This window comes from Photorhabdus viridis, from assembly GCF_040256935.1.
In the GTDB taxonomy this organism is placed as follows: Bacteria; Pseudomonadota; Gammaproteobacteria; order Enterobacterales; family Enterobacteriaceae; genus Photorhabdus; species Photorhabdus viridis.
Genome location: NZ_JBEJZY010000029.1, coordinates 17,437 through 43,406 on the forward strand (window position 1 = coordinate 17,437; position 25,970 = coordinate 43,406).

Below are 25,970 nucleotides of genomic sequence, written 5' to 3' on the forward strand. Positions count from 1 at the left end.
AGTATAGCGAATTGCAAGTGAGGGAAATTTGATATGAAAGGGGGTTTTGTCAGATTTGCTTACTAAAACATGATCTGAGACAGGAATTAATTATTTTTTAATTTAAACATGATAATAACCTATGGTTATTTAATAAATGTGAATGAGAATTAAATTATAATTGATTATATTATCCAGAATAAAGATAAAATACATTTCATTGTTTAGTGATAATGGTATATATTCAATAAGGGGATTTTTTTCAGCCATAGAGAATAGAGATGGTATTTAAATAATATTCTATAAATAATTAATTTAAGAAATTAAATATATTTAAACAGGAGGATATGATGGCACTACCAGATCACACTATCGCATTGTAGGCAGATAATGGGCTCTATTTGAGTCGGGTTGCTCGGCCTAATGGCAGCTATATTGAAGCTGCGAGCTCTAATATTGATGTTTATTCTACATTTACAGTAGAGGATGTCGACGATAATGTTATAGCCTTGCGTGCAGATAATGGAAAATATCTGAGCCGGATTAATATAAGCGGTCTTAATTATATTAAGCCGGATAAGACCGATATAGACGTTTTTTGCTAATTTAAATTGATAACATTGTTCGAGTAAATAGTGATTTTGGTTGGCATTGGTTTTGTCGTGATTAAGTAAAATAGACCACGGCTTTACTATTTATTTGACGGTAATATTTCGGCAGATAGCTAATAATGATATATCCGGCTGTAGCAAATTTATTGTAGTCTTGAGGTAGGGTAAGTTAAGTTGTTCCGGGATGATCAGACGGTAATAATTTGTCTGATATGTGTGATGCAGGTAGACTGCATGTTTTGTTTTATTTTGGAGTCATTTACATGAGCGAAACAGCAAACTGGCAGCCAAGTGCACCTATCGCCAACTTGTTGAAACGGGCGGCTATTTTAGCAGAAATACGGCGCTTTTTCGCAGAACGCGGTGTACTGGAAGTTGAAACGCCTGCGATGGGCAAGTCTACAGTGACTGATATTCAATTGTTTTCTTTTCAGACAGAGTTTGTTGGTCCAGGCGTCGCAGATGGCATGACTCTATATCTGATGACAAGTGCGGAATTTCACATGAAACGCCTGCTGGCGGCGGGAAGTGGTCCTATTTATCAGATTAGCCGCTGCTTCCGTAATGAAGAAGCAGGCCGTTATCATAATCCTGAATTTACCATGCTGGAATGGTATCGGCCTCATTATGATATGTATCGTCTGATAAATGAGGTTGATGATTTACTTCAGCAGATTTTGGACTGTGAAAGTGCAGAATCACTCTCTTATCAGCAGGCTTTTTTGCGTTATCTGGATATTGATCCGTTGTCCGCAGAGAAAGAAAAATTGCGTGAAGTAGCTGCTAAACTGGATCTGAGCAATATTGCTGATACAGAGGAAGATCGGGATATCTTGTTGCAGCTTTTGTTTGCCGTCGGTGTTGAACCGCATATTGGTACTGAAAAGCCAACTTTTATCTACCATTTTCCTGCTTCTCAAGCTTCTCTGGCGGAAATCAGTAAAGAAGATCATCGGGTTGCTGAGCGTTTTGAAGTCTATTTCAAAGGTGTTGAGCTGGCAAATGGTTTCCGTGAACTCACTGATGGTGATGAACAACGTCAGCGTTTTGAACAGGATAACCGTAAACGTGCGGAATTGGGTTTACCTGTCCGGCCGATTGATGAAAACTTGATTGGCGCTCTGAAACAAGGGATACCTGAGTGTGCAGGTGTGGCGCTTGGCGTTGATCGTCTGGTGATGCTAGCTTTAGGCGAAGAAAGGCTCTGTGATGTTATTGCCTTTTCGGTAAATAAGGCATAAAACAACAGGGCGCTGATTAAGGCGCCCTGCTGTCATCTCACTTATGTTGATGCTGTTTTTGTAGGAATTTCACACCCAAATCAGGAAAATCGGTAAATACACCGTCTACACCCGCTTGGTTATATATAATATTGAAAAGCTGATCGCCGGTGGTGGCATATTTAGGCAATGCATCAACCCGAATGGAATATGGATGGACTTCCATATTATTAGCGTGAGCATCTTTCACCATACCGGTTAACTTAATATTGGTTGGTGTGGAGTCTTCCGACACAATCATATGGTAGTCAGGGCCAATGCCATCGGCATATTGTGCCACTTCTTTCATTGCATCCGGTTTGAACATCCAGTCGTAGCTGTAATTTACCCATTTGCCGTCCGGATGCTTTTCATAGGTTTCATGCCAGTCGGTATAGGCAATAAGCTGAATCAGTTTCAGATCCATACTTAATTTCGGTTCCAGCTCGTTTTTGATGCGTTTGAGTTCGTTGGCATCAAAACATTGCAAATAAACTTTATCGCTTTTCTTGGTGTAACCGTATTCTTTTAACACCGTCAGCACCTGAGTGGAAATATCTTTGCCTTCTTGCTGGTGGAACCACGGGGCTTTGATTTCAGGGTAGATGCCGATATTTTTACCCGTTGATTTATTCAACCCTTGAACGAATTCAATCTCTTCCTGAAAGGTGTGGATCCGAAAGTCGGATTTCCACATCGGGAAACGGTTGATATAATCTTGTACCTGCTGGTCATTTTTAATATTAAAGCCTTCCGTGAATTTCAGTGATTTGATTTCATGTAGGGTAAAATCAATGGCATAGTAGCGTCCGTCCTGACGGGCTCGGTCGGGAAACTTATCCGCAACGTCAGTCACACGATCAAGGTAATGATCGTGTAATACCACCAGCTCGTTATCTTTAGTCATAACCAGGTCTTGTTCCAGATAATCGGCACCTTCGGCATAAGCCATAGCTTTAGCAGGCAGGGTGTGTTCAGGTAAATATCCGCTTGCGCCGCGATGAGCGATAACAATCTTATCTGTTGTTTTCGCGATGCCTGACATAGATGAGACTAAGATTACTCCCGCTACCATTGCTTTGATTGTAGTTTGCATATGTGTTTTTTCTCCGTTTTAGCGATGAGATAAAAATCAATTCTATTAAGCTGTTTGTCTTGTTATATGAATAACGCCTACAGGTATAGTCTCTTAGTTTAAACATTGAAAAAAGCCGCAACATAAATAATGTCGCGGCTTAATTGATATTATTAGTGATATATCACAGTTTCAATGATTAGCCATACTGACGGGCCAATTCCTGTTTATGTTTGTTTTCTGTGATCATGACAATCAGTAATAGAATAACGGCCAGGATACTACCGCCAATCATCACCATAAAACCGCTGTCCCAGCCGAAGAAGTCAACGGTGTAGCCGACGATAGCACTTGCCGCAACGGAGCCGCCTAAGTAACCAAATAAGCCGGTGAAGCCGGCGGCTGTACCAGCCGCTTTCTTCGGTGCTAGCTCAAGAGCGTGCAGACCTGTCAGCATAACTGGGCCGTAGATGAGGAAGCCGATAATCAACATACAAGCCATGTCTACAGTTGGATTACCGGCTGGGTTCATCCAGAATACGACAGTTGCAATAGTGACTAAGGTCATAAAGAATACGCCTGTTGCACCACGGTTACCTTTAAATATTTTGTCTGACATCCAGCCACACAGTAACGTACCTGGGATACCGGCATATTCGTACAGGAAGTAAGCCCATGAAGATTTATCCAGTGCGAAATGCTTGACCTCACGCAGATAGGTTGGCGACCAATCAAGAATACCGTAACGCAGCAGATAAACGAACACGTTAGCCATAGCGACCATCCACAGTAGTTTGTTCGGTAATACATACTGCATGAAAATCTGTTTAGCTGTTAATTCTTCTTCGTTTTTCTCTGTGTAATCAGATGGATAGTCGTTTTTATGCTCTTCAATTGATGGCAAGCCACAGGATTGTGGCGTGTCACGCATTAAGGCAAAAGCGATCAGTGCGACGAGAATTGCGGCGAAAGCCGGCATATAAAGGGCGGCTTTCCAGTCATTAAACCACGCCATGCCCAGCAGGAATAGCAATGGAGGTAAACCACCGCCGACATTATGCGCACAGTTCCAGACGGAGACGATCCCTCCACGTTCTTTCTGTGACCACCAGTGCACCATAGTGCGGCCGCAGGGAGGCCAACCCATACCCTGGAACCAACCACACATGAACAGCAGCACAAACATAACAGCGATACTGGAAGTTGCCCAGGGTACGAAGCCCATAAACAGCATGACAGCCGCCGCAAGAATCAGACCAGCAGGTAAAAAGACTCGCGGGTTAGAACGGTCGGATATGGAGCCCATGATGAATTTGGAGAAGCCGTATGCGATAGAGATCCCTGATAGCGCGAAACCAAGATCACCTTTGGAAAAACCTTGTTCAACCAGATAAGGCATTGCAAGCGCAAAGTTCTTCCTTACCAAATAGTAAGCGGCATAACCAAGGAAAATCCCCATAAAAATTTGCCAGCGTAGGCGGCGATAGATTGGATCTATCTGTTTTGCTGGCAGTCGGGGCTTATGAAGCGCCGGCTTAAAAATACTTAACATATTTTGCCTCCGATGGCTTTTTTTGTTATGTGAACAGCTCACCGGTTGACTAATGCCACCGGATGGAAAAGTGAGAGGTTTTATAACTGATTATTTTCCATAACGAAAATTATGATAGTCGAAATAACCCAACCTATCTGTGAGACAAGACTCAGTTGTTAAAATCGTTTTGCCCTAGCGATGATTTTGAGTGATTTGTTAACTTTTTAAAACGTACTTTACCAATGAAATTGTGACAACCGTCACAATAACGAGCTTTACTTAATTGTTGGTGAGCGTTTTTGGTTCGTTTTTGTTCTTTATCAAACAAAAACCCCAGTTTTTGTGCATATTCTATTTAGAAAAAATAAGAGCGGGAAGTTTCCCCACTCTTTTCTGGTTTAATACAGCCAGTCGCGTCCCATCCGGTCAGCAGTAAGAATAGCGGAATACACTTTTTCCGGTGTCACTTCAAAAGGCATGTTGTGAATGGTTTCTCCTTCAGCACAACTGGCTGTCGCCACTGCCATCACTTTCTCTTTCAGTTTTTCACCATCTTTTACGCCAAGTTGATCTAACGTAATCGGTAGCCCGACCTGTACGCAGAAATCAAGTAAAGTATCCAATTCTTCATTTGGGCTATTTTCCAGCACTAGCTGAACCAAGACCCCGAAAGCGACTTTTTCACCGTGATACATATGGTGGCATTCTTCCAATACGGTAAAGCCGTTGTGTACCGAATGAGCGCCAGCGACACCCGTATTTTCAAAGCCCAGGCCGCTTAAATAAGTAATGGCTTCGATAACATTTTCTACCGCGGGTGTACTGACTCCTACCTCAACAGCCAGTTTTGCTTTATAGCCTTCTTCCAATAAAGTTTCATAACAGAGATGGGAAAGCGCCATCGCTACGCGGGATATTCCACCACCTGTCATTCTAGGCTTATGGCCGGCATGACAGACGCGTGCTTCGAAGTAAGTTGCCAGAGCGTCGCCAATTCCAGCAATCAGGAAGCGGGTTGGGGCTTTAGCAATAATACGGGTATCAATCAGTACAATATCTGGGTTGCTTGGGAAAAACAGATAATCCTCATATTCGCCGTCATCGGTATAAACAACAGAGAGAGCACTGGTTGGGGCGTTAGTAGAGGCGATAGTTGGTGCAATCAGAATAGGTAATTTGGATTCGTGAGCAACTGCTTTTGCAGTATCTTGTACTTTACCGCCACCGATACCAATAACAGCTTGGCATTCGTGCTTTTTAAGCATGTCAGACAGACGCTGAATTTCATTACGGCTACATTCACCGCCAAATACTTCAAAATGGCTGGTAACATCAGATTCTTCCAGGCTGCTATGAACAGTATCTCCTACTAATTTCATAGCAGAGTTACCGATAATAACAAAAACATGGTCGGCGATGGTTTTTGTGTATTTACCAATATGATGCAGGGCATCAGGCCCCTGAATATATTTGGCTGGGGATTGAATAACTTTCAGCATAAAAATACTCCTTTTGTGGAAACTCAATGTCTGTTTGCCGTCTAGATCTTCCTGACAAACAGGGAGCAGAATGTGACAGATTAGGAAATTGGCTTCGGATGAAAAAAGTACTTAATTACTTAACAGACTAACACCGTATGATAAAAAGTAATGGTTGATTATGGATAAATAAAGTTGTTATACCCGTTTTATTGCGGGAAATATGCATTTTTTTGATCTATGCCCGGTATCTGCCGGGCAGATGAAAATCAGCGAACCTGGATATGAGCATTGCCAGCCGGGTAAGCGAAAAAATATTTCAGAATCAGGTTCAGTGAAATGCCGTAAGCTGGCAGGAAAAAGAGCGAGCATATTAATAGCTTAAAACAGTAATCCACTACCCCAATCTCGACCCAGTGAGCGGCCATGAAGGCATCGGTACTGTGGTAGAAAGCGATAAAGAAGAAGACTAAGGTATCAAGCAGATTGCCAAAGAACATAGCGGAAGCGGGAGCGACCCACCAGCTACGTTTTTGGCGCAGGCGGTTAAAGACGTATACATCCAGTATTTGCCCAAGTGAATAGGCCATAAAGCTGGCACAAGCAATACGGGCAACAAATAGATTGAATTCAGACAGCGCTGTAAACTTTTGCCATTCTCCTTGGAAGAAGAGAGCTGAAATAATATAAGAGATCAGTAATGCAGGGATCATAACAGTAGTAATGATTTGCCTTGCCAGTGGTGCGCCGTAGATACGAACAGTCAAATCTGTTGCAAGAAAGATAAATGGGAAAGTAAAAGCTCCCCAGGTGGTATGAAAACCAAAAATAGAGACAGGTAATTGCACCAGATAATTACTGGAAATAATAATCAGGATATGAAATAACGAAAGCCAAATCAAAGCAGTAGCTCGCTGCCGCGTAGTCGTGGTGAATAAAAGCATATTGTACCTTTTTGGATAATGGGGTGAGGGAACCCAATGAAATAGCTGCCGCTTTAGCTGACAGTGCTTCGTATGATACGTCTGTTGCCTGAAAAATCAAAATATCTGCCTGTAAAGTTAATTTTTGATAGCTTTTTTATAATATAATCCACAGGCATAAATTGCCTGAAATTACAGAGATAGTTATGCCAGATGTTTTTGCCAATCCAGATAAGACTCTTGATACACAAGGGCTTCGTTGTCCTGAGCCTGTGATGATGGTACGGAAAACCGTACGTCATATGGAAGCTGGGCAGATGTTATTAATTCTTGCTGATGATCCGGCAACCACACGTGATATTCCCGGTTTTTGCCGTTTTATGGAGCATCAGCTTGTTGCGCAAGAAACGGAACAGACACCTTATCGTTATCTGGTGCGGAAAAAAGAGAGTCAACTCTGAACGTACCTATATAGACACATTAAAACAAATGCGTTCTTGCAGGGATAGGGTTTATTAGTACAGGATATGGGTCGAACTTTGGAATAAGACCCATATCCTTAATTGATATTACAGAAATCACTCACTGTATAGCTAAACAGATTTCGTTTTAATTCTCAGTAGCCTGACAGCGTTTGCAGTCACAAGAGCGGTAGCGCCGGAGTCCGCCAGCACTGCCATCCACAGGCCAGTAATACCCAACAGACTGGTGACAAGGAAAATCCCTTTTAACCCCAGAGCAATAGCAATGTTCTGGCGGATATTATTGTGAGTAGCGCGAGAAAGGGCGATTATTTCTGACAAACCGGTCAGACGGTTGTGAGTCAATGCTGCATCTGCGGTTTCCAGGGCAACATCAGTACCACTTCCCATTGCCACACCGATACTGGAAGCTTTCATTGCAGGTGCGTCATTAATGCCGTCACCGACCATCATTGTGCTGTGATCTTTATTCAGCTTCATAACAGCTTTGACTTTATCTTCTGGCATTAATCCAGCGCGGAAATCTATTCCTAACTGACCTGCAATTGCGGTCGCAGCACGCGGGTTATCACCTGTCAGCATCACTGATTTTATACCCTGATCTTTCAGTAAACGAATGGCATCTATCGCATCCTGACGTAATGTATCCTGCATAGCGATAAGGCCGATAAATTGTCCATTATGCATCACGGCAACAACGGTTTTACCGTGATCTTCCAATTGAGCAATTTTCTGTTTCCAATGATCGGATAAAGCGCTCTCTGGCAGTTTTCCGGGCGCGCTGACTAGAATGCGTTTGCCGTCTAACTGACCTTCAACACCGATACCTGCCAGAGCCTTACGATGATCAGCTTCAGTAACATTAACGTTTTTACTTTCCGTATGTTGCAGGATAGCTTTGGCCAGTGGGTGATGGGAGCCGCTTTCTACTGCGGAGGCCAGTGCTAATAGCTGAGATTCGTTGATATTTTCTACTGGTTGTACATCAGTGACTTGTGGTTTACCGGCTGTCAGTGTACCAGTTTTATCAAAGGCGATAGTTGTGATTCGGCCCAGTTGTTCGAGTGCTGCACCGCCTTTAATCAGTGCACCCCGGCGGGTTGCGGCTGCAAGTGCTGAGGTGATTGCGGCTGGTGTGGAAATCACCAGAGCACAAGGACAGCCAATCAGTAGCAAAGTAAGACCACGATAAATCCAGGTTTCCCACGGTTGGCTGAATACAGTGGGTGGAACTATAATAACCAACGCAGAGAATAGCATAATCAGCGGCGTGTAAATTCGGCTGAAACGATCAATAAAGCGCTCAATCGGTGCGCGGCGTTCTTCTGCTTCTTCAATCAGTTGCAGGATGCGGTCAATGGCGTTGTTACCCTGTTCGGACAGTACTTTCATTTGTACTGAACGATCCACAGACAGACAACCCGCCGGGACTTTTTCTCCTTGTATTCGTTCAACTGGAATGGATTCGCCTGTCAGAGCACTTTCATCAAAGCTGGCGAATGAACTGAGTAATTCAGCATCAGTCGGTAAACGCCCACCTGGTGCAACCTCAATAATATCTCCGGGGCGTAGATCTGCGACCGGGACAGTTTTTTTCTCACCATTTCTTACCAGCAGCGCTTCTTCCGGGACCAATGCCATCAATGCACTTACCCCCTGACGTGCACGGCCGGCGGCGTAGGATTCCAGCATTTCACCAAGCATAAACAGCAGCAGAACCATTGCCGCTTCGGCGGTGGCATCAATAAATAGCGCACCGATTGCTGCAACGCTCATCAGTGTTTCAATAGCGAATGGTGTGCCTGACCGTATTAGCTGCCACGCTTTGCTGGCAATAGGCACCAATCCAATTACGGTGGTAATGATAAAAGCAATGCGGCCAAGTGGAGCGTTAACATTAGAGATTCCCCAGCTTGTCAGCATCATCAGTGAAAGAATGATGATCGGTGCAAATTCTTTCCAGCGACTGCTTTTTGCCGCCTTCTGATTTGAATTTGGGTTGTGTAGGTCAAATCCAGCTTGATTAACGGCTTGGATAACTGCCGAACGTATATCTGTATCGGCATCCACGACCAGTTTTTCAGTTGCAAATAAAACCTTGGCTTGCTTCACTTCTGGAATTTTACTGACTGCCGTTTCAATTTTGCGTGCGCAGCTTGGGCAATCCATGCCATTAACAATCCAACTAAAACGCTGGTTTGCCAAAAGCTCAGGCGCTTGTGTCTCTTGTACATCATGGGAATGGTTGTGCTCATGTGAAGAAGACGCATCATGTTCATGGTTATGTGAATGCTCACTAACGGTTTTTGCCTGAGCTGTGCAGGCAGTAGAACCACAACAGCTTCCATGCTGATGGCTATGTTGGTGAGTGTTATTTTTGTTTGAATACATAGGCTCCCCCTTAGCAGAGTCAATTCAACGATAATGATTAAACTCTACACTTTGGAGCCCACTCCAGAGTCAAACAAAAAAGAGAAAATAAGTTGGTAAATTGTGCGACTGAGTGTTGTTATTCATTTTCAATCTCATTTCTCTTAAAGATAAAGGGAACGAATAATCAGAAAATGCCCGATAAAATAGCAGGCTGCTACAATCGCTTTAGAAGAGTTGAATTGAATACGATAGCGGTTAATCAACCAGAGACTGTGTGACAGTAACAACATAATACTGCCTGCTAATAGGGAGAAGCTGTAGTCTGTACTTAAGGCGAAATATTGCTCACCTGCCATCCACACCATTATCAGGAGCATCACTAGCGCGGAAACGACCGGCCAGCGCATATTTTCCAGTTTATTCCAGATAATCAGCAGAATAATCGCCCCCAGAGCCAGTAAAATTAACGGCAGTGGGAAGAAGAAACTGAAATTCATCTGTAATACAAAACTCATAGTGTAGAACAAATAAGAGAGGAATAACGCGCTTAGAGAGAGTAGTAAACGCTCACTAGGGAGCATGCGCAGGGCGTCTGATATTAAAGCAGCAAATAACCCAAGACAGATTAAATAGCCTGATATATTCAGCTCAGGAGTTTGCCATGCCCACAATAGCAGTAGCAGCAGAGTGACTGGCCTGAATAACCATCTTTGCCAGTTTGGACCACGGTAAGCCGCGTCAACATACAACCAACCTGAAAAAAACACTGCAATAAATGGCCAGCTCATTTTTCTTCCTTCAATAAGTTATTGGTAAGAGGTCTGCTCTTTTATTATCAAAATATATACTCAAATAATAGTGATTAATTTCGGAGGGAATTAGCGGGGACTTCCCGCTAATCATTTATTTTTTCCCTTTAAGCTGTTTTTTCTGCATTGACAGCAGTTCAAAGACACCAAAAAAGAAAATTTTGGTTTGCATCAGGCCAGAGAGTTTTTGGTCTTTGGGTTGACCCGTTTTCAGAAGCAGCATTTGAAATGCATGCATTACCACCATGAAAATCATGGCGACATCCATAAAATACTTCAACGGTTTTGGAAATGGGTGGATTAAGTTAAATACCAAAAATCCCCAAACACAGATCATTAATAGTTTGCCCAATTGAATAAACATCAGAGTGTGCTCCAAAATAATAATTATGCGGGTAAGTAGCGGATATAGAGCCGATATGCCACTTGCCCGGCAATTTTTTCGCGATGAAGTTGCCAGTTAACAGGCACATCAGTCGCCGCTGATTCAGATTCAGCCTCAACATAAATCCAGCTTTCATCTGCCAGCCAACTCCGTTCTTCCAACAATTTTATTGTTTCGGCAAGCATTCCTTTACGGAAAGGTGGATCAAGGAAAACGACATTATAGGGTGTTCCCGGTGGAGATAAATAGTTTAACGCACTGTCGTTAATGACTTCGGCATTTTGAGCGCTGAGCAGAGCCAGATTCGTGGAAAGTTGTTTTGCTACATTACGTTCATATTCGATAAGTGTAGCCTGTGCTGCATAACGGGAAAGTGCCTCTAATCCAAGCGCTCCGCTTCCTGCATAGCAATCCAGACAGCGTGCTTCCTGAATAACCGGAGCCAGCCAGTTAAATAGAGTTTCTCTAATGCGATCGGTGGTTGGACGTAACCCGGGGCTGTCCGGTACAGGTAATTTCCGGCCTCGCCATTTTCCACCAATAATGCGGATTTGTCCCATAGATTGCCGTTGTGGTTTTTTTGCCATAATTTACATAACTTAATAATTAGCCATCAGATAGTGCTGTATAACCGATGACATATTTTTGAAAATGCCAGATGTAAGGAAATACGAGTTAAGACTTGCTGGGATTAATTTACCATGAAATCCATGATTGATATGTGTTGCGCTACTACGAAAATGTTAGACTGCGTCTAATTTCGTTATTATTCACTGTTATAACGCCATGATTTAACCTTGAGGAGTGTAGTGGCTAATGGCAAAAGAGAAAAAAAGAGGCTTTTTCTCCTGGTTCGGGCGTGGCCGTCAGGAAGAACAGCAAAAAGAAGAACAATTGGCGGCAGAGCAGGCGGAGCAACAACATCTTGTTGAAGAGTCTGCAAGATTAGCTGCGGAACAGGCGGAACAAAAACGTCTTGTTGAAGAAGCCGCAAGATTGGCAGCGGAGCAAGCAGAACAGCAGCGTCTTGCTGAGGAGTCTGCAAGATTAGCCGCGGAACAGGCGGAACAAAAACGTCTTGTTGAAGAAGCCGCAAGATTGGCAGCGGAGCAAGCAGAACAGCAGCGTCTTGCTGAGGAGTCTGCAAGATTGGCTGCGGAACAGGCGGAACAAAAACGTCTTGTTGAAGAAGCCGCAAGATTGGCAGCGGAGCAAGCAGAACAACAGCGTCTTGCTGAGGAGTCTGCAAGATTAGCCGCAGAACAGGCGGAACAAAAACGTCTTGTTGAAGAAGCTGCAAGATTAGCTGCACAACAGGTACAAACTGAACAGTCAAAGCCAGCTATATCAAAAGAGCAAGAACGTCCCACTAAAGAGGGTTTTTTCACTCGCTTGAAACGCAGTTTGGTTAAAACTCGTCAGAATCTGGGTTCCGGTTTTCTCAGCCTGTTCAGTGGTAAAAAGATCGACGATGATCTATTTGATGAATTGGAAGAGCAGTTATTGATTGCTGATGTTGGTGTTGATACTACCCGCAAAATCATTGGCAGTCTGACGGAGCATGCCAGCCGTAAAGAGCTGAAAGATGCGGAAGCATTGTATGCCAAATTGAAAGAAGAGATGTCTGGCATTCTGGCTAAAGTTGATAAACCGCTGGATATCGAAGGAAAAACACCGTATGTCATTCTAATGGTTGGTGTTAATGGTGTTGGTAAAACGACAACAATTGGTAAGTTGGCACGTCAGTTCCAGGCGCAAGGTAAATCGGTCATGCTGGCGGCCGGGGATACTTTCCGGGCCGCCGCGGTTGAACAGTTACAAGTGTGGGGGGATCGCAACCATATTCCAGTGGTGGCGCAGCATACCGGTGCTGATCCCGCTTCCGTGATTTTCGATGCTATTCAATCAGCTAAAGCTAAAGGTGTAGATGTACTGATTGCCGATACCGCAGGTCGTTTGCAAAATAAATCTCACCTAATGGAAGAGTTAAAGAAAATTGTCCGGGTGATGAAAAAACTGGACGAAGATGCGCCACATGAAATTATGCTGACATTGGATGCCAGCACCGGCCAGAATGCGATAAGTCAGGCTAAATTGTTCCATGAAGCTGTTGGGCTGACAGGTATCTCACTGACAAAACTGGATGGGACTGCCAAAGGCGGGGTGATTTTCGCCATTGCTGATCAGTTTGAAATTCCGATCCGTTATATTGGCGTCGGTGAAGGAATTGAAGATCTGCGACCATTTAAGGCAGATGATTTTATAGAGGCACTTTTTGCCCGAGAGGATTAATTACCATGATTCGCTTTGAACAGGTCAGTAAAGCTTATCTGGGGGGACGGCAAGCCCTGCAAGGGGTGAATTTTCATTTGCGCCCTGCGGAAATGGCATTTCTAATTGGTCACTCAGGGGCAGGTAAAAGTACCTTGCTGAAACTCATTTGTGGCATTGAGCGACCTAGCGCCGGACATATCTGGTTTTCAGGTCATGATATTAGCCGGTTAAAGAGTCGTGAGGTGCCTTTCCTGCGTCGCCAGATTGGTATGATTTTCCAGGATCACCATCTGCTGTTGGATAGGACGGTATACGATAACGTGGCAATGCCACTGGTTATTTCAGGTGCGAGTACGGAAGATATCCGTCGCCGGACTTCTGCGGCATTGGATAAAGTGGGTCTGCTGGACAAAGCGAAAAATTTTCCGATTCAGCTTTCGGGTGGTGAACAGCAACGTGTCGGCATTGCCCGAGCAGTTGTGAATAAGCCAACTGTTTTGTTGGCGGATGAACCGACCGGTAATCTTGATGGTGAATTGTCAGAAGGCATTTTACGGCTGTTTGAAGAGTTTAACCGGGTAGGGGTGACGGTATTGATGGCGACCCATGATATGGCACTGATTGAACGACGGAAATATCGTATTCTGACTCTGAGCCAGGGCCGTATGGCGGGAGAGCATCATGGTTAAAAATGTGCGTAAGGTCGCGGGGAAAGTAACAAGATCGAAAAGTAAAGCTCTGCAAGGGGGATGGCGTGAGCAGTGGCGCTATGCCTGGATGAATGTGCTGACAGATATGTTGCGTCAGCCACTGGCAACTCTGCTGACGATTATGGTTATTGCGATATCTCTGACATTACCAAGCGTTTGTTACATTGTCTGGAAGAATGTCAGCCAGGCTGCGGAAAAATGGTATCCCACTCCTCAATTGACGGTGTATCTCGATAAATCACTGGATGATAACAGCGCTCAGAAATTAATAAGTGAACTGAAAGCACTTGATGGTGTGGATAATGTTAACTATCTCTCACGTCAGGAAGCGATGACAGAGTTCCGCACTTGGTCTGGTTTTGGCGGTGCGCTGGATATGCTGGAAGAGAATCCGCTACCCGCAGTCGCTATCATTACGCCAAAAATCGATTTCCAGAGCTCACAGACTTTGACTACGTTGCGTGACCGGGTTTCTCAGGTCAAAGGTATTGAAGACGTTCGGATGGATGATAGCTGGTTTGCCCGTTTGGCGGCGTTGACGGGGCTTGTCGGCCAGATTGCGGCAGTGATTGGTATTCTGATGGTCGTGGCGTTGTTTTTGGTCATCGGTAACAGTGTGCGTCTCAGTATTTTCAGCCATCGTGACACGATTAACGTGATGAAGCTGATTGGTGCGACTGATGGTTTCATTTTGCGTCCATTCCTCAATGGCGGCGCTTTGTTAGGGGGGCTTGGTGCGATGTTATCATTGATACTCTCTGCCCTGTTGGTATGGAAGCTCTCTGATGTTGTCACACAGGTTGCCAGTGTGTTTGGTACCACGTTTAATTTACATGGGCTTTCATGGGATGAATCCCTGTTGTTAGTTTTAATCTCCGCGATGATTGGTTGGATAGCCGCTTGGTTAGCCACAACCCAGCATTTGCGCCACTTTACGCCAGAATAATTGAATTAATGCTTGTTATGGCTGATACAAATAAAGTTACTTGCAGAAATATAAAACAATCTGTTATTTTTTGTTCCGTGATTCCACGGTGGATGTTATCTGTCCTGAAATTATTACAACCTCATGCATCTGTAACTTGAATATGCACATTCTGGTGATAGACTGTACCGCTGTATGTTGAGCATTGGTTTATAAACACTGATGTAATCTGTACTAACGATTTGAGCCTTAATTTGAGAGGATTTGAATGACCAAAGAAATGCAAACCTTAGCGTTAGTTCCTCAAGGAAGTCTAGAGGGCTATATTCGCGCCTCTAATACCTACCCGATGCTGACAGCGGAGGAAGAGAAGGAACTGGCTGAAAGGCTGCATTACCAGGGAGATCTGGATGCAGCCAAGAAGCTGATTCTGTCTCATCTGCGCTTCGTTGTTCATGTCGCTCGCAGTTATGCTGGTTATGGCCTGCCCCAGGCGGATTTAATTCAGGAAGGGAACATTGGCTTGATGAAAGCAGTACGTCGTTTCAACCCGGAAGTGGGGGTGCGTCTGGTTTCTTTTGCTGTTCACTGGATTAAAGCTGAAATCCACGAATATGTACTGCGTAATTGGCGTATTGTTAAAGTTGCAACTACCAAAGCACAGCGCAAGCTATTCTTTAATCTGCGCAAGACTAAACAGCGTTTAGGTTGGTTTAATCAGGACGAAGTGGAAATGGTCGCCAAAGAACTTGGTGTGACCAGTAAAGATGTGCGTGAGATGGAATCTCGTATGTCAGCGCAGGATATGGCGTTTGATATGTCTGCTGATGATGATAGTCAGGAAGGCTTGCCGATTGCCCCAGTTTTGTATCTTCAAGATAAAGCTTCTGATTTTGCAGATGGCATTGAAGAGGATAACTGGGAAAACCATGCTGCTGATAAATTATCGGTAGCGATAGAAGGCTTAGATGAGCGCAGTCAGGATATTATCCGTTGCCGTTGGTTGGATGATGATAACAAATCTACCCTGCAAGAGTTGGCTGATAAATATGGTGTTTCTGCGGAGCGTGTACGTCAGCTTGAAAAGAATGCCATGAAAAAACTGCGTGTAGCAATTGAAGCATAAATAAAGTGATTTTGCGTTAACGCATTCACAATGAATAAGTTAAGAGGGCGATAATGATTTATCGCCCTTTTTGTTCCTTCTTTCAGGGTGTTACAACCAAATTAATCCGATGAAAATTGTTATTGCACCTGATTCATTTAAAGAGAGCCTTGGTGCCTTGCTGGTTGCTGAAGCGATAGAACAAGGATTTCGTGAAATCTATCCACGAGCTGAATACATTAAACTGCCGATGGCAGATGGTGGTGAAGGTACGGTTGAATCAATGGTAGCCGCCACTGATGGGCAAATTATCCACTTGCCGGTTACCGGCCCGTTAAATCAGCCGGTGGATAGTTTTTTCGGTGTACTGGGTGACGGAAAAACTGCGGTTATTGAAATGGCGGCGGCTTCTGGCTTACATCTGGTTTCGATGGAAAAACGTAATCCGCTGATAACTACGACGTATGGTACCGGAGAGCTGATGCTGGCTGCTTTAGATAAAGGTGTCAGTAAGATAATCCTCGGTATCGGTGGTAGTGCGACTAATGATGGTGGTGCCGGTATGATGCAGGCATTGGGTGCTCGCTTGCTTGATGATTGTGGTGAAGAGCTGAGGGCTGGTGGGGCCGCATTAAGTCAGCTTGCTGAAATCGATCTCTCTGGTTTGGATTCGCGTTTGAGTCAGATTGAAATTATCGTCGCCTGTGATGTGTCTAACCCGTTATGTGGTGAATTTGGCGCATCTGCCATTTTTGGGCCACAAAAAGGGGCGACCCCAGAGATGGTGAAAGAATTGGATGCTGCTTTACGCCATTACGGTGAAAAAATTGAATTCCTGACAAAAGTGAAGATCATGGATGTACCGGGTACGGGAGCCGCAGGGGGTATGGGGGCGTCTTTACTTGGTTGGCTTAAAGCGAAATTACAACCGGGAATTGATATTGTTATTTCCACGCTGGAACTGGAAAAAGTGGTACAAGATGCTGATTTGGTTATTACTGGGGAAGGCCGGATGGATAGTCAGACTATTTACGGTAAAACACCAATCGGTGTTGCCCGTATTGCCAAAAAGCATGCTATTCCAACCATTGCATTGGTTGGCGGTATGAGTCAGGACTATAACGTCGTTCATGAGCATGGATTGGATGCCGTTTTCTCAATTGTGCCCGGCGTTTGTTCTCTTTCGGATGCTCTTGCTTGTGGGCATCAGAATTTGCGGGTGACAGCCCGCAATGTGGCTGCCGTCTGGAAGATGAGTCAGCCCAAGTAATAATTTGAAGTGGTGTCATAACGAAAACCACAGGCGTTCATAAAACCTTGTAACGCCGGTTCGTTGGCATCAGGGAAACCCGCGAGACTTAGCTTCCACTGTTTAACAGCGGGATGCTGGGCCTTTATCTCATTTACCAGATATAAACCCACCCCCCGGCGACGTGTTATTTCACGAACACATAAATCTTCAAGCAGGCCGGATTGATTACTGAGAATGATTTTTACTGCGGCCAACAATCTGTCATTAAAACGGGCAGCAAACAGTTTATTGTCGTTTTTTAGATGGATTTGCCATTGTTCCGGCGTTTGCTGAGGCCAGATTTTCCCCAAATCAATCATATCTTGTGCTGATAAAACAGTCAGTTGTTCGATAGTTAACTTCATGGTTTTTCCATATCCATTGTAGATGAATAAACAGTCAGAATGTTGTGTGACTATTTTTATACGTTACTGGAAAAAATGTTTTTAACACGATCGATCTTTCGAGTTAAAGATTGCTTTACTAATATTTAACCAGAATATCACACTATGATTAGTCTAAATTACAACCCTCTCTGGTGGTATTTTATTCTGTATTTGATGCTTTTTGCTACCTTGTCAATTTGATTTTAAGCATGAAATGCTATTTTAATAACATGAAAAATAAAATCTTATTAATAAAAACCGCTTTATCTAATCATTAATCACAAACGGCCATGATTTCCAGCCAGATAATGGAAGATCTTAAAGGCAAATACAAGCAATCAGACCGATAACAATACGGGGATAAATAAATGAAAATAGTAACAGGTAAGGCATTATTAACCGGTTGTATTGCCATGGTGATGAGTTATTCACTGTGGGCAAAAGAGATTAAAGTCGCGATTGTGGGGGCAATGTCCGGCCCGGTTGCTCAGTATGGAGATATGGAATTTACTGGCGCACGTCAGGCGATTGCGGATATTAATGCCAAAGGCGGCATTAATGGCGATAAGCTGGTGGGCGTTGAATATGATGATGCCTGTGACCCAAAACAGGCTGTTGCAGTGGCTAACAAAGTGATTAATGACAACATTCGTTATGTTATCGGTCATCTTTGCTCTTCATCGACTCAGCCGGCATCTGATATCTATGAAGATGAAGGTGTCATTATGATTACGCCCGCGGCAACTAATGCTGATCTGACAACTCGTGGCTACCAAATGATTCTGCGTACCACAGGGTTGGATTCTGATCAGGGTCCAACGGCAGCGCAATATATTGTTGAAAAGATCAAACCTCAACGGCTGGCAATTGTTCACGATAAACAGCAATACGGTGAAGGGTTGGCACGTTCTGTTCTCGATAAACTGAAAAAAATGGGAGTCAATACGGTATTGTTTGAAGGTGTTACTGCCGGTGATAAAGATTTCTCAGCACTGGTTGCTCGCCTGAAAAAAGAAAATGTAGATTTTGTCTATTTCGGTGGTTACTACCCTGAAATGGGACAAATTCTGCGCCAGGCTAAACAAGCGGGTTTGAATATCCGTTTTATGGGACCGGAAGGTGTTGGTAACTCTTCGTTGTCTAATATTGCCGGCGCCGCTTCTGAAGGAATGTTCGTAACACTGCCTAAACGATACGATCAAGCTCCGGCAAACAAAGCTATCGTTGATGCAATCAAAGCTAAGAAAGAAGATCCAACGGGCCCATTCGTCTGGACAACCTATGCCGCCTTGCAATCTCTGACAACGGCAATGAGCCGTACCGGCAGCATGGAACCTGCTGATTTGGTGAAAGACCTGAAAACTAATCCGGTCGATACCGTGATGGGAACACTGAGCTGGAATCAGGCTGGCGACCTGAAAGGGTTTGAGTTCGGTATTTTTGAATGGCATGCAGACGGTTCTTCTACTTCTGTGAAATAAAGTCATCCGAATAGCCGTCAGCCCCTGCTGGCAGGGGCTGCTATTCCAGAGGTACAAGGTATGTCAGAGCAATTTCTCTATTTTTTACAGCAGATGTTAAACGGGGTTACCCTGGGTAGCACTTATGCATTGATTGCCATTGGCTATACGATGGTTTACGGCATTATCGGGATGATTAACTTTGCTCATGGTGAAGTTTATATGATTGGCAGCTATGTCTCCTTTATTGTGATTGCTGCTCTGATGATGATGGGAATTGATTTGGGCTGGTTGCTGATTACTGTTGCTTTTTTAGCATCAATTGTGATTGCCAGCGCTTATGGCTGGAGTATTGAACGGGTGGCTTACAAACCCGTTCGCCATTCCAAACGCCTGATTGCGCTGATTTCTGCAATTGGGATGTCTATTTTCCTGCAAAATTATGTCAGCTTGTCACAGGGTTCCCGTGATCTGGCATTGCCGGGGTTGATTTCCGGGCAGTGGATATTGAGCGAAAGTGATGGGTTTTCTGCCAGTATTACTGCGATGCAACTGATTATCTGGGTAGTGACATTCCTTGCCATGCTGGTACTGACGATGTTTATCCGCTATTCCCGTATGGGGCGTGCCTGCCGCGCTTGCGCGGAAGATCTGAAAATGGCCGGTTTGCTGGGGATCAATACTGACAAAGTTATTTCTTTAACCTTTGTTATCGGCGCTGCAATGGCAGCGGTAGCGGGTGTTTTGCTGGGGCAGTTTTACGGTGTGATAAATCCGTATATCGGTTTTATGGCAGGAATGAAAGCTTTCACCGCAGCCGTATTGGGGGGCATTGGCAGCATTCCGGGGGCAATGATTGGCGGCTTGATCCTGGGCGTTTCTGAAGCCCTGACTTCCGCTTATTTGAGCACAGAATATAAAGATGCTGTTTCCTTTGCTTTGCTTATCGTTGTGTTGTTGTTTATGCCTACCGGGATCTTAGGCCGTCCAGAGGTAGAAAAAGTATGAAATATGCCAATTGGATTAATGCCATTATCGCCTCAGCCGCTTTATTTGTTCTGGCGGTTTTTATGATGGGGATGCAGTTGTCACTAGATGGCACGAAGCTGGTCGTTTACCGTGCCGATGAAGTCCGATGGCTATGGATTGGCGTCGGCTGTACGGTTGTTTTCCTGTTCCAGCTATTGCGTCCAATTGTTCAACAGACGATGAAGAAAGTGCCAGTTAAAAGCTGGGCATTGCCGGATTTCGATGGTTCAACCAAGGGACAAAAACTACTGGCGGCATTGATTATGGTTGCCGCGATTGTCTGGCCATTTATTGTCTCCCGTGGCAGTGTCGATATCGCTACGCTGACATTAATTTATGTCATGTTGGGGTTAGGGTTAAATGTAGTCGTTGGTTTATCAGGGTTGCTGGTGCTTGGATATGCAGGTTTTTATGCTATTGGCGCTTATACTTATGCCTTACTAAGCCACTATTACGGGCTAGGATTTTGGCAGAGCTTGCCATTGGCGGGATTAACGGCTGCTTTATCGGGGCTGTTGTTAGGTTTTCCGGTATTGCGATTGAGAGGTGACTATCTGGCAATTGTCACACTCGGTTTTGGCGAGATTGTCCGCATTCTGCTATTGAATAATACCGAAATAACGGGTGGCCCGAATGGTATCAGCCAGATTCCAAAACCCACTTTCTTCGGACTGGAATTTAACCGCAGTGTGAAGGAGGGCGGTTGGGATACTTTCCATAACTTCTTTGGTCTGAAATACGATCCAAGTGACCGGGTTGTTTTTCTCTATTTGGTCACATTGTTATTGGTGATACTGACCGTATTTATTATCAATCGGTTATTGCGTATGCCATTAGGCCGCGCGTGGGAAGCACTGCGTGAAGATGAAATTGCTTGTCGTTCTCTTGGGTTGAGTCCAACCCGTATTAAACTGGCCGCGTTTACTATCAGTGCTGCATTTGCCGGTTTTGCCGGAACCTTGTTTGCTGCCCGGCAGGGTTTCATCAGCCCGGAATCTTTCACTTTTGCTGAATCTGCTTTCGTGCTGGCGATTGTGGTACTGGGTGGAATGGGTTCGCAGACTGCGGTGATTCTTGCGGCCATTCTGTTGGTGGTTTCCCGTGAGATGATGCGTGATTTGAATGCTTACAGTATGTTGCTGCTGGGGGCTATGATGGTGCTGATGATGGTTTGGCGTCCGCAAGGATTGCTACCGATGAAACGCCATAATGTTAAATTTAAACGACAGGAAAGCCAACCTCAGGGAGGAGAACAGGCATGAGTGCAACACCATTATTGCAGGTTTCCGATCTGACCATGCTCTTCGGTGGTTTGCTGGCGGTTAACAATGTTGCCCTGATATTAAATCAAAGCGAAATTGTCTCTCTTATTGGGCCTAATGGCGCAGGGAAAACCACGATATTTAATTGCCTGACAGGGTTTTACCGTCCGACCAGCGGCACAATAAAATTGCGGGAAAAACATCTGGAAGGGTTATCCGGGCAGTCTATTGCCCGGATGGGCGTTGTCAGAACATTTCAGCATGTGCGATTGTTCCGTGAGATGACTGTGATTGAAAATCTATTAGTAGCGCAGCATCAGCATTTGAAAAGTGGTCTTTTTTCCGGGCTTTTCAAAATGCCGGCATTCCGCCGTGCGGAATCTGAGGCTGTAGATCGAGCTGTAACTTGGCTGGAGCGGATTGGCTTGTTGCCACTGGCAAACAGACAGGCGGGTAATTTAGCCTATGGTCAACAACGCCGTCTGGAGATTGCCCGCTGTATGGTAACACGCCCGGAAGTTTTGATGCTGGATGAGCCTGCTGCGGGCCTGAACCCGAAAGAGACCGCAGAACTTAATATCTTAATTGCTGAACTGAGAAAACATCATCAGGTTTCTGTGTTGCTGATTGAACACGATATGAAACTGGTGATGGGGATTTCTGATCGTATTTATGTGGTTAATCAGGGGACACCTTTGGCACAAGGGAGACCGGAAGAGATTCGTAACAACCCGGACGTTATTCGGGCATATTTGGGAGAGGTGTATTAATGATGTTGGAATTCAAACAGGTATCTGCCCACTATGGAGAAATTCAGGCGCTGCATCGGGTGAGTCTGAATATTCAACAGGGAGAAATTGTCACTCTGATAGGTGCAAACGGCGCAGGAAAAACGACGCTGCTCAATACGTTATGTAATGAACCCAGAGCGACTGAGGGCTCTATTATTTTTCGCGGCAAAGATATCACTCAATGGCCGACTGCACGTATTATGCGTGAGGCCATTGCGATTGTTCCTGAAGGGCGCAGAGTCTTTTCCCGTATGACAGTAGAAGAAAATTTGGCAATGGGCGGCTTTTTTGCTGACAAAACTCAGTATCAGCAGCGCATTGAACGGGTTTATGATTTATTTCCCCGATTACAGGAAAGGCGAAATCAGCGGGCTGGAACGATGTCCGGTGGTGAACAGCAAATGCTGGCAATTGGCCGCGCTTTGATGAGCCAGCCCCAGTTATTATTGCTGGATGAACCTTCACTGGGATTGGCGCCGATAATTATCATACAGATTTTCGATACCATTCAGCAGTTGCGGGAAGAAGGGATGACAATCTTTCTGGTTGAACAGAATGCAAATCAAGCGCTAAAACTGGCTGACCGGGGATATGTCTTGGAAAACGGTAAGATCGTACTGGAAGACAGTGGTGCGGCGTTATTGGTTAATGAAGCCGTGAGGAGTGCGTATTTGGGAAGGTAATATTTTTCTCAGCCTAAAGGCGAGTGTTATGTGATTGGTAAACAGTGCTGGAGAGGGTATTTCTCCCAAGGTGATGGCTCCATTAATAATGCTTTAAGCTTGGTATTATTTGGTGTTGGGGCAACTAATGCGGCGTCAAATGTTTTAGGCATAAGTCAATTACTCCGGTATCTCTGTTGGATATACATTGTAGTGTCCAATCATTATAGACAAGCTTATATTATTTGCGGCCAATTAGTAATATTTTCTCCTGAAAATATGTTGTTAACACCTGAAAATGTAATGACAAGCGAGTTCGAAGGATCTTCTCTTTTTGAATTGCATGTGATCTGATTTTTCTGTAATAGAATGGTTTTTCGATCAATAAATTATTTAATTTTTTACTTATATATCAGTTGATTATTAAATAATATAGCCAGAAGAATCATTCTCTTTTGGCTTTAAAATTAAATTTGTTATTTTAATATAATGATTATTTGTTGATTAATTTATTTGTTCTTTTGTTTTTCCATCGATTTATATATTTATGAATAAAGAAAGTTTTCAGCCAGCGATTAATGAGTAATATACCCAATATTAAAATAACAATGCCGGACCATGAAATAGTATAATTAATTACCCAATTGATCAACAAAAGGATAATGCTGGTAATAATAAACCTCACTAAATGACGATAAAATTTTGCTTCCAATGCAACTTGTTGCTGAATTTCATCTCGCTTTTTATCAATGGACTTAGCTTGTTCTTGGGTGATTTTGTCAGTTTCTGGGGAATAGAGATCTGTCACTTTTATATTAAACGCGGATGCTATTGCGGCCAGCGTTTCTAAACTTGCTTTTTCGCCATTTTCCAGACGTTGTATGGTCCTGACACTTAAAGATGATAATTCAGCAAGTTGTTCCTGTGACCAGGCTCTGGATTGCCGTAATTCTTTGATTCGATATCCACTCATTTTTAATACCTTCTTTAGCATTCAAAAGTGAATCTATCATAAAAGAAGCATAACAACAGGAACACGACAGATACCTGACAGGAATCTGACAGGAAGCTGACATTTGGCTGCCAGATGCCTATTTAGCGTCATGGGTGTTATCTCAATCATTACCTTCCTTATAAGCAGACATATATTCTCTTGGTGGTTGCCCGGTCATTTTCTTGAAAAAGATGATAAAAGCGCTGTCACTGGAAAATACTAACTCATCAGCGACAGATGATAAATTACCCTGTTTCGCCAGTAATTCTATAGATTTGATTAAACGCCACTGTTGTCGCCATTGTTGATAACTGAGACCTGTTTCCCGGCGAAATATCCGGCTGATAGTTTTCTCACTGGCGCCGATATTCATTGCCAGTATTTTGAGCGGTGGTGGAAGTGTCGTCATAGGGATGCAGGCCAAACGACGATCGCAAGGGAGTGGTAATAATGTTGGTTCTCTCTTTGCCTGGCGGATTTCGTCAAGACAAACCGCTAATAGGTTAGCAGCAGGTCCATGTAACCAATCTGTATCAATATGGCTTCATGCGATAGATAAGGGGCTTAGTGATGCGGTTATTCCAACGAAACCAACACCAGCGGTATGAGATTGTATGATGAGGAGGAAATAATAAAGCTGCTTCATATTGCCGCAAAAAAGGCAAAAGAGAGACTTGATGCAGATGATTCAGGATTGCTAGGCAACTAAATAATCTGTATTTTGTCGCGTAAGGTCCCCCAAAATTCGGCATTACCTTTCTTGATCTGGCAAAAAGGTACTTTACCAAAAGGTAAAGTGCCTTTTTTAATGAACTAATTGATAGTGATTAGTTCATGCCATATTTTTTCAATTTCTTACGCAGTGTGCCACGGTTGATGCCCATCATCAGGGCAGCACGTGTTTGGTTGCCACGGGTGTATTGCATCACCATGTCCAACAATGGCTGCTCCACCTCAGCCAGTACCAACTCATACAGGTCATTAACATCCTGACCATTTAGTTGAGCAAAATAGTTCTTCAGTGCTTGTTTAACTGAGTCTCGCAAAGGTTTTTGAGTAACCTGATCTTGTGAATTTACAGTAGCAACGGTTAGTACGTCAGAATTTACGCGTTGTTCGAACATAGTTCTGTCAGCTCTTTTCTTTATATTACGCAAAATTTTCGAAATATGCCTTCAACACCTCCAGCTGTTCGCTGGCATCCTCTATGGTGTTGAATGTGCGCCGGAACTGGTCATCAGGAGCATGTTCCCGGAGATACCAAGATACATGCTTACGTGCGATACGGGCTCCCTTGCCTGGACCATAAAAGTCGTGCAATTCCCGTATATGCTCGTTCATTAAATGCTGCACTTCGCCAATCGGCATCGGTGGCAGCAATTCCCCTGTTTCCAGATAATGCTGGATTTCCCGGAAGATCCAGGGTCTTCCCTGAGCAGCGCGGCCTATCATCAGGGCATCAGCCCCGGTGTATTCAAGCACTGCTCTGGCCTTAAGCGGGTCAGTTATGTCACCATTGGCAATAACCGGGATGGCAACAGTCTGCTTAACTGTCCGAATATTGTCGTACTCTGCTTCTCCGTTAAACAAACAGGATCGAGTCCTGCCGTGAATCGTCAGAGCCTGAATACCACAATGCTCGGCCAATTGGGCAATCTTTACACAATTTCGTTCTTCTGGCGACCATCCAGTGCGAATTTTCAGCGTAACAGGAACATCTACTGCGTTTACAACCGCGGACAGGATCTTTTCGACCAATTCCGGGTAACGCAATAAAGCCGAACCTGCCAGCTTACGATTCACTTTCTTGGCTGGGCACCCCATGTTGATATCAATGATCTGAGCACCATTAGCGACGTTAATCTTCGCTGCCGCTGCCATTTCATCAGGATCATTGCCGGCAATTTGCACGGAACGAATTCCCGGTTCGTCACTGTGAACCATACGCAGCCGGGATTTGTCTGTCTTCCAGACCTGTGGGTTGGAAGATAGCATTTCCGATACTGCCATACCTGCACCCATTTCGTAACATAGTGACCGAAACGGACGGTCAGTTATGCCAGCCATTGGGGCCGCAATAAGACAGTTTTTCAGCTGGTATTGTCCGATACGCATAGACGAAGAAAGAGTGGCCATACTGTGACTGCAAGGGCGCGTATATTACGCATTTTTC

The 25,970-nt window shown here is 44.2% G+C and carries 25 protein-coding genes and 1 pseudogene; 13 read left to right on the forward strand and 13 right to left on the reverse strand.

Annotated features, from left to right (window positions below; genetic code table 11):
* Positions 1 to 853 precede the first annotated feature (853 nt).
* Entirely contained in the window at positions 854 to 1,831 is a 978-nt protein-coding gene (gene epmA, locus ABR397_RS13700) for an elongation factor P--(R)-beta-lysine ligase (protein ID WP_350306222.1), read from the forward strand.
* A gap of 37 nt (positions 1,832 to 1,868) precedes the next feature.
* Here the strand turns inward: epmA and glpQ are convergent, their stop codons facing one another.
* From glpQ to ABR397_RS13720, 4 genes are all read right to left on the reverse strand, one after another.
* Positions 1,869 to 2,945, reverse strand: a complete 1,077-nt coding sequence (gene glpQ, locus ABR397_RS13705) for a glycerophosphodiester phosphodiesterase (RefSeq protein ID WP_350306223.1) — start codon at positions 2,943 to 2,945, stop codon at positions 1,869 to 1,871.
* 178 nt (positions 2,946 to 3,123) lie between these two features.
* Positions 3,124 to 4,476, reverse strand: coding sequence for a glycerol-3-phosphate transporter (glpT, locus tag ABR397_RS13710; protein ID WP_350306224.1), 1,353 nt, complete (start codon positions 4,474 to 4,476; stop codon positions 3,124 to 3,126).
* Positions 4,477 to 4,856: 380 nt separating this feature from the next.
* Positions 4,857 to 5,957 carry a glycerol dehydrogenase gene (locus ABR397_RS13715; RefSeq protein ID WP_350306225.1) on the reverse strand — a complete coding sequence of 367 codons (1,101 nt, stop codon included), beginning with the start codon at positions 5,955 to 5,957 and terminating at the stop codon, positions 4,857 to 4,859.
* A gap of 248 nt (positions 5,958 to 6,205) precedes the next feature.
* A complete protein-coding gene (locus ABR397_RS13720; protein WP_350306226.1) occupies positions 6,206 to 6,880 on the reverse strand; it encodes a 7-cyano-7-deazaguanine/7-aminomethyl-7-deazaguanine transporter in 675 nt (224 codons plus the stop codon).
* Between the two features lie 185 nt (positions 6,881 to 7,065).
* On the opposite strand from ABR397_RS13720, the gene tusA reads away from it, so the two are divergent.
* Positions 7,066 to 7,320: a sulfurtransferase TusA gene (gene tusA / locus ABR397_RS13725; protein WP_021324325.1), complete on the forward strand. Its 255-nt coding sequence runs from the start codon at positions 7,066 to 7,068 to the stop codon at positions 7,318 to 7,320.
* Positions 7,321 to 7,452: 132 nt separating this feature from the next.
* On the opposite strand, the gene ABR397_RS13730 is transcribed toward tusA, so the two are convergent.
* From ABR397_RS13730 to rsmD, 4 genes are all read right to left on the reverse strand, one after another.
* Positions 7,453 to 9,732 (reverse strand): zinc/cadmium/mercury/lead-transporting ATPase, encoded by a 2,280-nt coding sequence (locus tag ABR397_RS13730; RefSeq protein ID WP_350306227.1) that lies wholly within the window; start codon positions 9,730 to 9,732, stop codon positions 7,453 to 7,455.
* A 143-nt stretch (positions 9,733 to 9,875) separates the two neighbouring features.
* Positions 9,876 to 10,502 (reverse strand): lysoplasmalogenase, encoded by a 627-nt coding sequence (locus ABR397_RS13735; protein ID WP_350306228.1) that lies wholly within the window; start codon positions 10,500 to 10,502, stop codon positions 9,876 to 9,878.
* 115 nt (positions 10,503 to 10,617) lie between these two features.
* A complete protein-coding gene (locus ABR397_RS13740) occupies positions 10,618 to 10,887 on the reverse strand; it encodes a DUF1145 family protein (protein ID WP_350306229.1) in 270 nt (89 codons plus the stop codon).
* Between the two features lie 23 nt (positions 10,888 to 10,910).
* Complete coding sequence (rsmD, locus tag ABR397_RS13745; RefSeq protein WP_350306230.1) at positions 10,911 to 11,495, reverse strand: 16S rRNA (guanine(966)-N(2))-methyltransferase; 585 nt, start codon at positions 11,493 to 11,495, stop codon at positions 10,911 to 10,913.
* Between the two features lie 229 nt (positions 11,496 to 11,724).
* Between rsmD and ftsY the strand changes: the two genes are divergently transcribed.
* The 5 genes from ftsY (at position 11,725) to ABR397_RS13770 (ending at position 17,192) form a co-directional block, all read left to right on the forward strand.
* Positions 11,725 to 13,200 (forward strand): signal recognition particle-docking protein FtsY, encoded by a 1,476-nt coding sequence (gene ftsY, locus ABR397_RS13750; RefSeq protein ID WP_350306231.1) that lies wholly within the window; start codon positions 11,725 to 11,727, stop codon positions 13,198 to 13,200.
* 5 nt (positions 13,201 to 13,205) lie between these two features.
* Complete coding sequence (gene ftsE, locus ABR397_RS13755; protein WP_350306232.1) at positions 13,206 to 13,871, forward strand: cell division ATP-binding protein FtsE; 666 nt, start codon at positions 13,206 to 13,208, stop codon at positions 13,869 to 13,871.
* Complete coding sequence (gene ftsX / locus ABR397_RS13760) at positions 13,864 to 14,838, forward strand: permease-like cell division protein FtsX (protein ID WP_350306233.1); 975 nt, start codon at positions 13,864 to 13,866, stop codon at positions 14,836 to 14,838. The genes ftsE and ftsX overlap by 8 nt, the downstream gene beginning before the upstream one ends.
* Before the next feature lie 247 nt (positions 14,839 to 15,085).
* A complete protein-coding gene (gene rpoH, locus ABR397_RS13765) occupies positions 15,086 to 15,943 on the forward strand; it encodes an RNA polymerase sigma factor RpoH (protein WP_350306234.1) in 858 nt (285 codons plus the stop codon).
* Positions 15,944 to 16,052: 109 nt separating this feature from the next.
* Entirely contained in the window at positions 16,053 to 17,192 is a 1,140-nt protein-coding gene (locus ABR397_RS13770; protein ID WP_350306235.1) for a glycerate kinase, read from the forward strand.
* Here ABR397_RS13770 and panM read toward each other — a convergent pair.
* Positions 17,180 to 17,578: an aspartate 1-decarboxylase autocleavage activator PanM gene (gene panM / locus ABR397_RS13775; protein WP_350306236.1), complete on the reverse strand. Its 399-nt coding sequence runs from the start codon at positions 17,576 to 17,578 to the stop codon at positions 17,180 to 17,182. The genes ABR397_RS13770 and panM overlap by 13 nt on opposite strands.
* Before the next feature lie 389 nt (positions 17,579 to 17,967).
* On the opposite strand from panM, the gene ABR397_RS13780 reads away from it, so the two are divergent.
* Genes ABR397_RS13780 through ABR397_RS13805 form a run of 6 tightly spaced genes read left to right on the forward strand, consistent with a single transcriptional unit; the run spans position 17,968 to position 23,157 of the window.
* On the forward strand, positions 17,968 to 19,080 hold the full coding sequence (locus ABR397_RS13780) for a branched-chain amino acid ABC transporter substrate-binding protein (protein ID WP_350306237.1): 1,113 nt from the start codon (positions 17,968 to 17,970) through the stop codon (positions 19,078 to 19,080).
* Between the two features lie 60 nt (positions 19,081 to 19,140).
* On the forward strand, positions 19,141 to 20,067 hold the full coding sequence (gene livH, locus ABR397_RS13785; RefSeq protein WP_350306238.1) for a high-affinity branched-chain amino acid ABC transporter permease LivH: 927 nt from the start codon (positions 19,141 to 19,143) through the stop codon (positions 20,065 to 20,067).
* Positions 20,064 to 21,350, forward strand: coding sequence for a high-affinity branched-chain amino acid ABC transporter permease LivM (locus ABR397_RS13790; protein ID WP_350306239.1), 1,287 nt, complete (start codon positions 20,064 to 20,066; stop codon positions 21,348 to 21,350). The genes livH and ABR397_RS13790 overlap by 4 nt, the downstream gene beginning before the upstream one ends.
* Positions 21,347 to 22,120, forward strand: coding sequence for a high-affinity branched-chain amino acid ABC transporter ATP-binding protein LivG (gene livG, locus ABR397_RS13795; protein WP_350306240.1), 774 nt, complete (start codon positions 21,347 to 21,349; stop codon positions 22,118 to 22,120). The genes ABR397_RS13790 and livG overlap by 4 nt, the downstream gene beginning before the upstream one ends.
* 2 nt (positions 22,121 to 22,122) lie before the next feature.
* A complete protein-coding gene (livF, locus tag ABR397_RS13800) occupies positions 22,123 to 22,824 on the forward strand; it encodes a high-affinity branched-chain amino acid ABC transporter ATP-binding protein LivF (RefSeq protein WP_350306257.1) in 702 nt (233 codons plus the stop codon).
* A gap of 30 nt (positions 22,825 to 22,854) precedes the next feature.
* Positions 22,855 to 23,157 carry a hypothetical protein gene (locus tag ABR397_RS13805; protein ID WP_350306241.1) on the forward strand — a complete coding sequence of 101 codons (303 nt, stop codon included), beginning with the start codon at positions 22,855 to 22,857 and terminating at the stop codon, positions 23,155 to 23,157.
* A gap of 139 nt (positions 23,158 to 23,296) precedes the next feature.
* Here ABR397_RS13805 and ABR397_RS13810 read toward each other — a convergent pair whose 3' ends face one another.
* From ABR397_RS13810 to dusB, 4 genes and pseudogenes are all read right to left on the reverse strand, one after another.
* Positions 23,297 to 23,797 carry a helix-turn-helix domain-containing protein gene (locus tag ABR397_RS13810; RefSeq protein WP_350306242.1) on the reverse strand — a complete coding sequence of 167 codons (501 nt, stop codon included), beginning with the start codon at positions 23,795 to 23,797 and terminating at the stop codon, positions 23,297 to 23,299.
* Between the two features lie 121 nt (positions 23,798 to 23,918).
* A pseudogene (locus tag ABR397_RS13815) lies at positions 23,919 to 24,332 on the reverse strand (helix-turn-helix domain-containing protein); the annotation flags it as partial.
* 292 nt (positions 24,333 to 24,624) lie between these two features.
* The gene (fis, locus tag ABR397_RS13820) at positions 24,625 to 24,921 is read right to left on the reverse strand and encodes a DNA-binding transcriptional regulator Fis (RefSeq protein WP_010847912.1); all 297 of its coding nucleotides are present in this window, start codon (positions 24,919 to 24,921) and stop codon (positions 24,625 to 24,627) included.
* Positions 24,922 to 24,946: 25 nt separating this feature from the next.
* Complete coding sequence (gene dusB, locus ABR397_RS13825; RefSeq protein ID WP_350306258.1) at positions 24,947 to 25,912, reverse strand: tRNA dihydrouridine synthase DusB; 966 nt, start codon at positions 25,910 to 25,912, stop codon at positions 24,947 to 24,949.
* Positions 25,913 to 25,970 lie beyond the last annotated feature (58 nt).

What these genes read in the sequence shown, in the direction of transcription:
- ABR397_RS13720 (WP_350306226.1), bottom strand. Translation starts at nt 6,880, where the DNA reads ATGCTTTTATTCACCACGACTACGCGGCAGCGAGCTACTGCTTTGATT.
- panM (WP_350306236.1), bottom strand. Translation starts at nt 17,578, where the DNA reads ATGAAGTTAACTATCGAACAACTGACTGTTTTATCAGCACAAGATATG.
- ABR397_RS13735 (WP_350306228.1), bottom strand. Translation starts at nt 10,502, where the DNA reads ATGAGCTGGCCATTTATTGCAGTGTTTTTTTCAGGTTGGTTGTATGTT.
- rsmD (WP_350306230.1), bottom strand. Translation starts at nt 11,495, where the DNA reads ATGGCAAAAAAACCACAACGGCAATCTATGGGACAAATCCGCATTATT.
- dusB (WP_350306258.1), bottom strand. Translation starts at nt 25,912, where the DNA reads ATGCGTATCGGACAATACCAGCTGAAAAACTGTCTTATTGCGGCCCCA.
- ABR397_RS13780 (WP_350306237.1), top strand. Translation starts at nt 17,968, where the DNA reads ATGAAAATAGTAACAGGTAAGGCATTATTAACCGGTTGTATTGCCATG.
- glpT (WP_350306224.1), bottom strand. Translation starts at nt 4,476, where the DNA reads ATGTTAAGTATTTTTAAGCCGGCGCTTCATAAGCCCCGACTGCCAGCA.
- ABR397_RS13790 (WP_350306239.1), top strand. Translation starts at nt 20,064, where the DNA reads ATGAAATATGCCAATTGGATTAATGCCATTATCGCCTCAGCCGCTTTA.
- ABR397_RS13810 (WP_350306242.1), bottom strand. Translation starts at nt 23,797, where the DNA reads ATGCTAAAGAAGGTATTAAAAATGAGTGGATATCGAATCAAAGAATTA.
- ftsE (WP_350306232.1), top strand. Translation starts at nt 13,206, where the DNA reads ATGATTCGCTTTGAACAGGTCAGTAAAGCTTATCTGGGGGGACGGCAA.
- rpoH (WP_350306234.1), top strand. Translation starts at nt 15,086, where the DNA reads ATGACCAAAGAAATGCAAACCTTAGCGTTAGTTCCTCAAGGAAGTCTA.
- livG (WP_350306240.1), top strand. Translation starts at nt 21,347, where the DNA reads ATGAGTGCAACACCATTATTGCAGGTTTCCGATCTGACCATGCTCTTC.
- ABR397_RS13740 (WP_350306229.1), bottom strand. Translation starts at nt 10,887, where the DNA reads ATGTTTATTCAATTGGGCAAACTATTAATGATCTGTGTTTGGGGATTT.
- glpQ (WP_350306223.1), bottom strand. Translation starts at nt 2,945, where the DNA reads ATGCAAACTACAATCAAAGCAATGGTAGCGGGAGTAATCTTAGTCTCA.
- epmA (WP_350306222.1), top strand. Translation starts at nt 854, where the DNA reads ATGAGCGAAACAGCAAACTGGCAGCCAAGTGCACCTATCGCCAACTTG.
- ftsX (WP_350306233.1), top strand. Translation starts at nt 13,864, where the DNA reads ATGGTTAAAAATGTGCGTAAGGTCGCGGGGAAAGTAACAAGATCGAAA.
- ABR397_RS13715 (WP_350306225.1), bottom strand. Translation starts at nt 5,957, where the DNA reads ATGCTGAAAGTTATTCAATCCCCAGCCAAATATATTCAGGGGCCTGAT.
- ftsY (WP_350306231.1), top strand. Translation starts at nt 11,725, where the DNA reads ATGGCAAAAGAGAAAAAAAGAGGCTTTTTCTCCTGGTTCGGGCGTGGC.
- ABR397_RS13770 (WP_350306235.1), top strand. Translation starts at nt 16,053, where the DNA reads ATGAAAATTGTTATTGCACCTGATTCATTTAAAGAGAGCCTTGGTGCC.
- livH (WP_350306238.1), top strand. Translation starts at nt 19,141, where the DNA reads ATGTCAGAGCAATTTCTCTATTTTTTACAGCAGATGTTAAACGGGGTT.
- livF (WP_350306257.1), top strand. Translation starts at nt 22,123, where the DNA reads ATGTTGGAATTCAAACAGGTATCTGCCCACTATGGAGAAATTCAGGCG.
- ABR397_RS13730 (WP_350306227.1), bottom strand. Translation starts at nt 9,732, where the DNA reads ATGTATTCAAACAAAAATAACACTCACCAACATAGCCATCAGCATGGA.
- fis (WP_010847912.1), bottom strand. Translation starts at nt 24,921, where the DNA reads ATGTTCGAACAACGCGTAAATTCTGACGTACTAACCGTTGCTACTGTA.
- tusA (WP_021324325.1), top strand. Translation starts at nt 7,066, where the DNA reads ATGCCAGATGTTTTTGCCAATCCAGATAAGACTCTTGATACACAAGGG.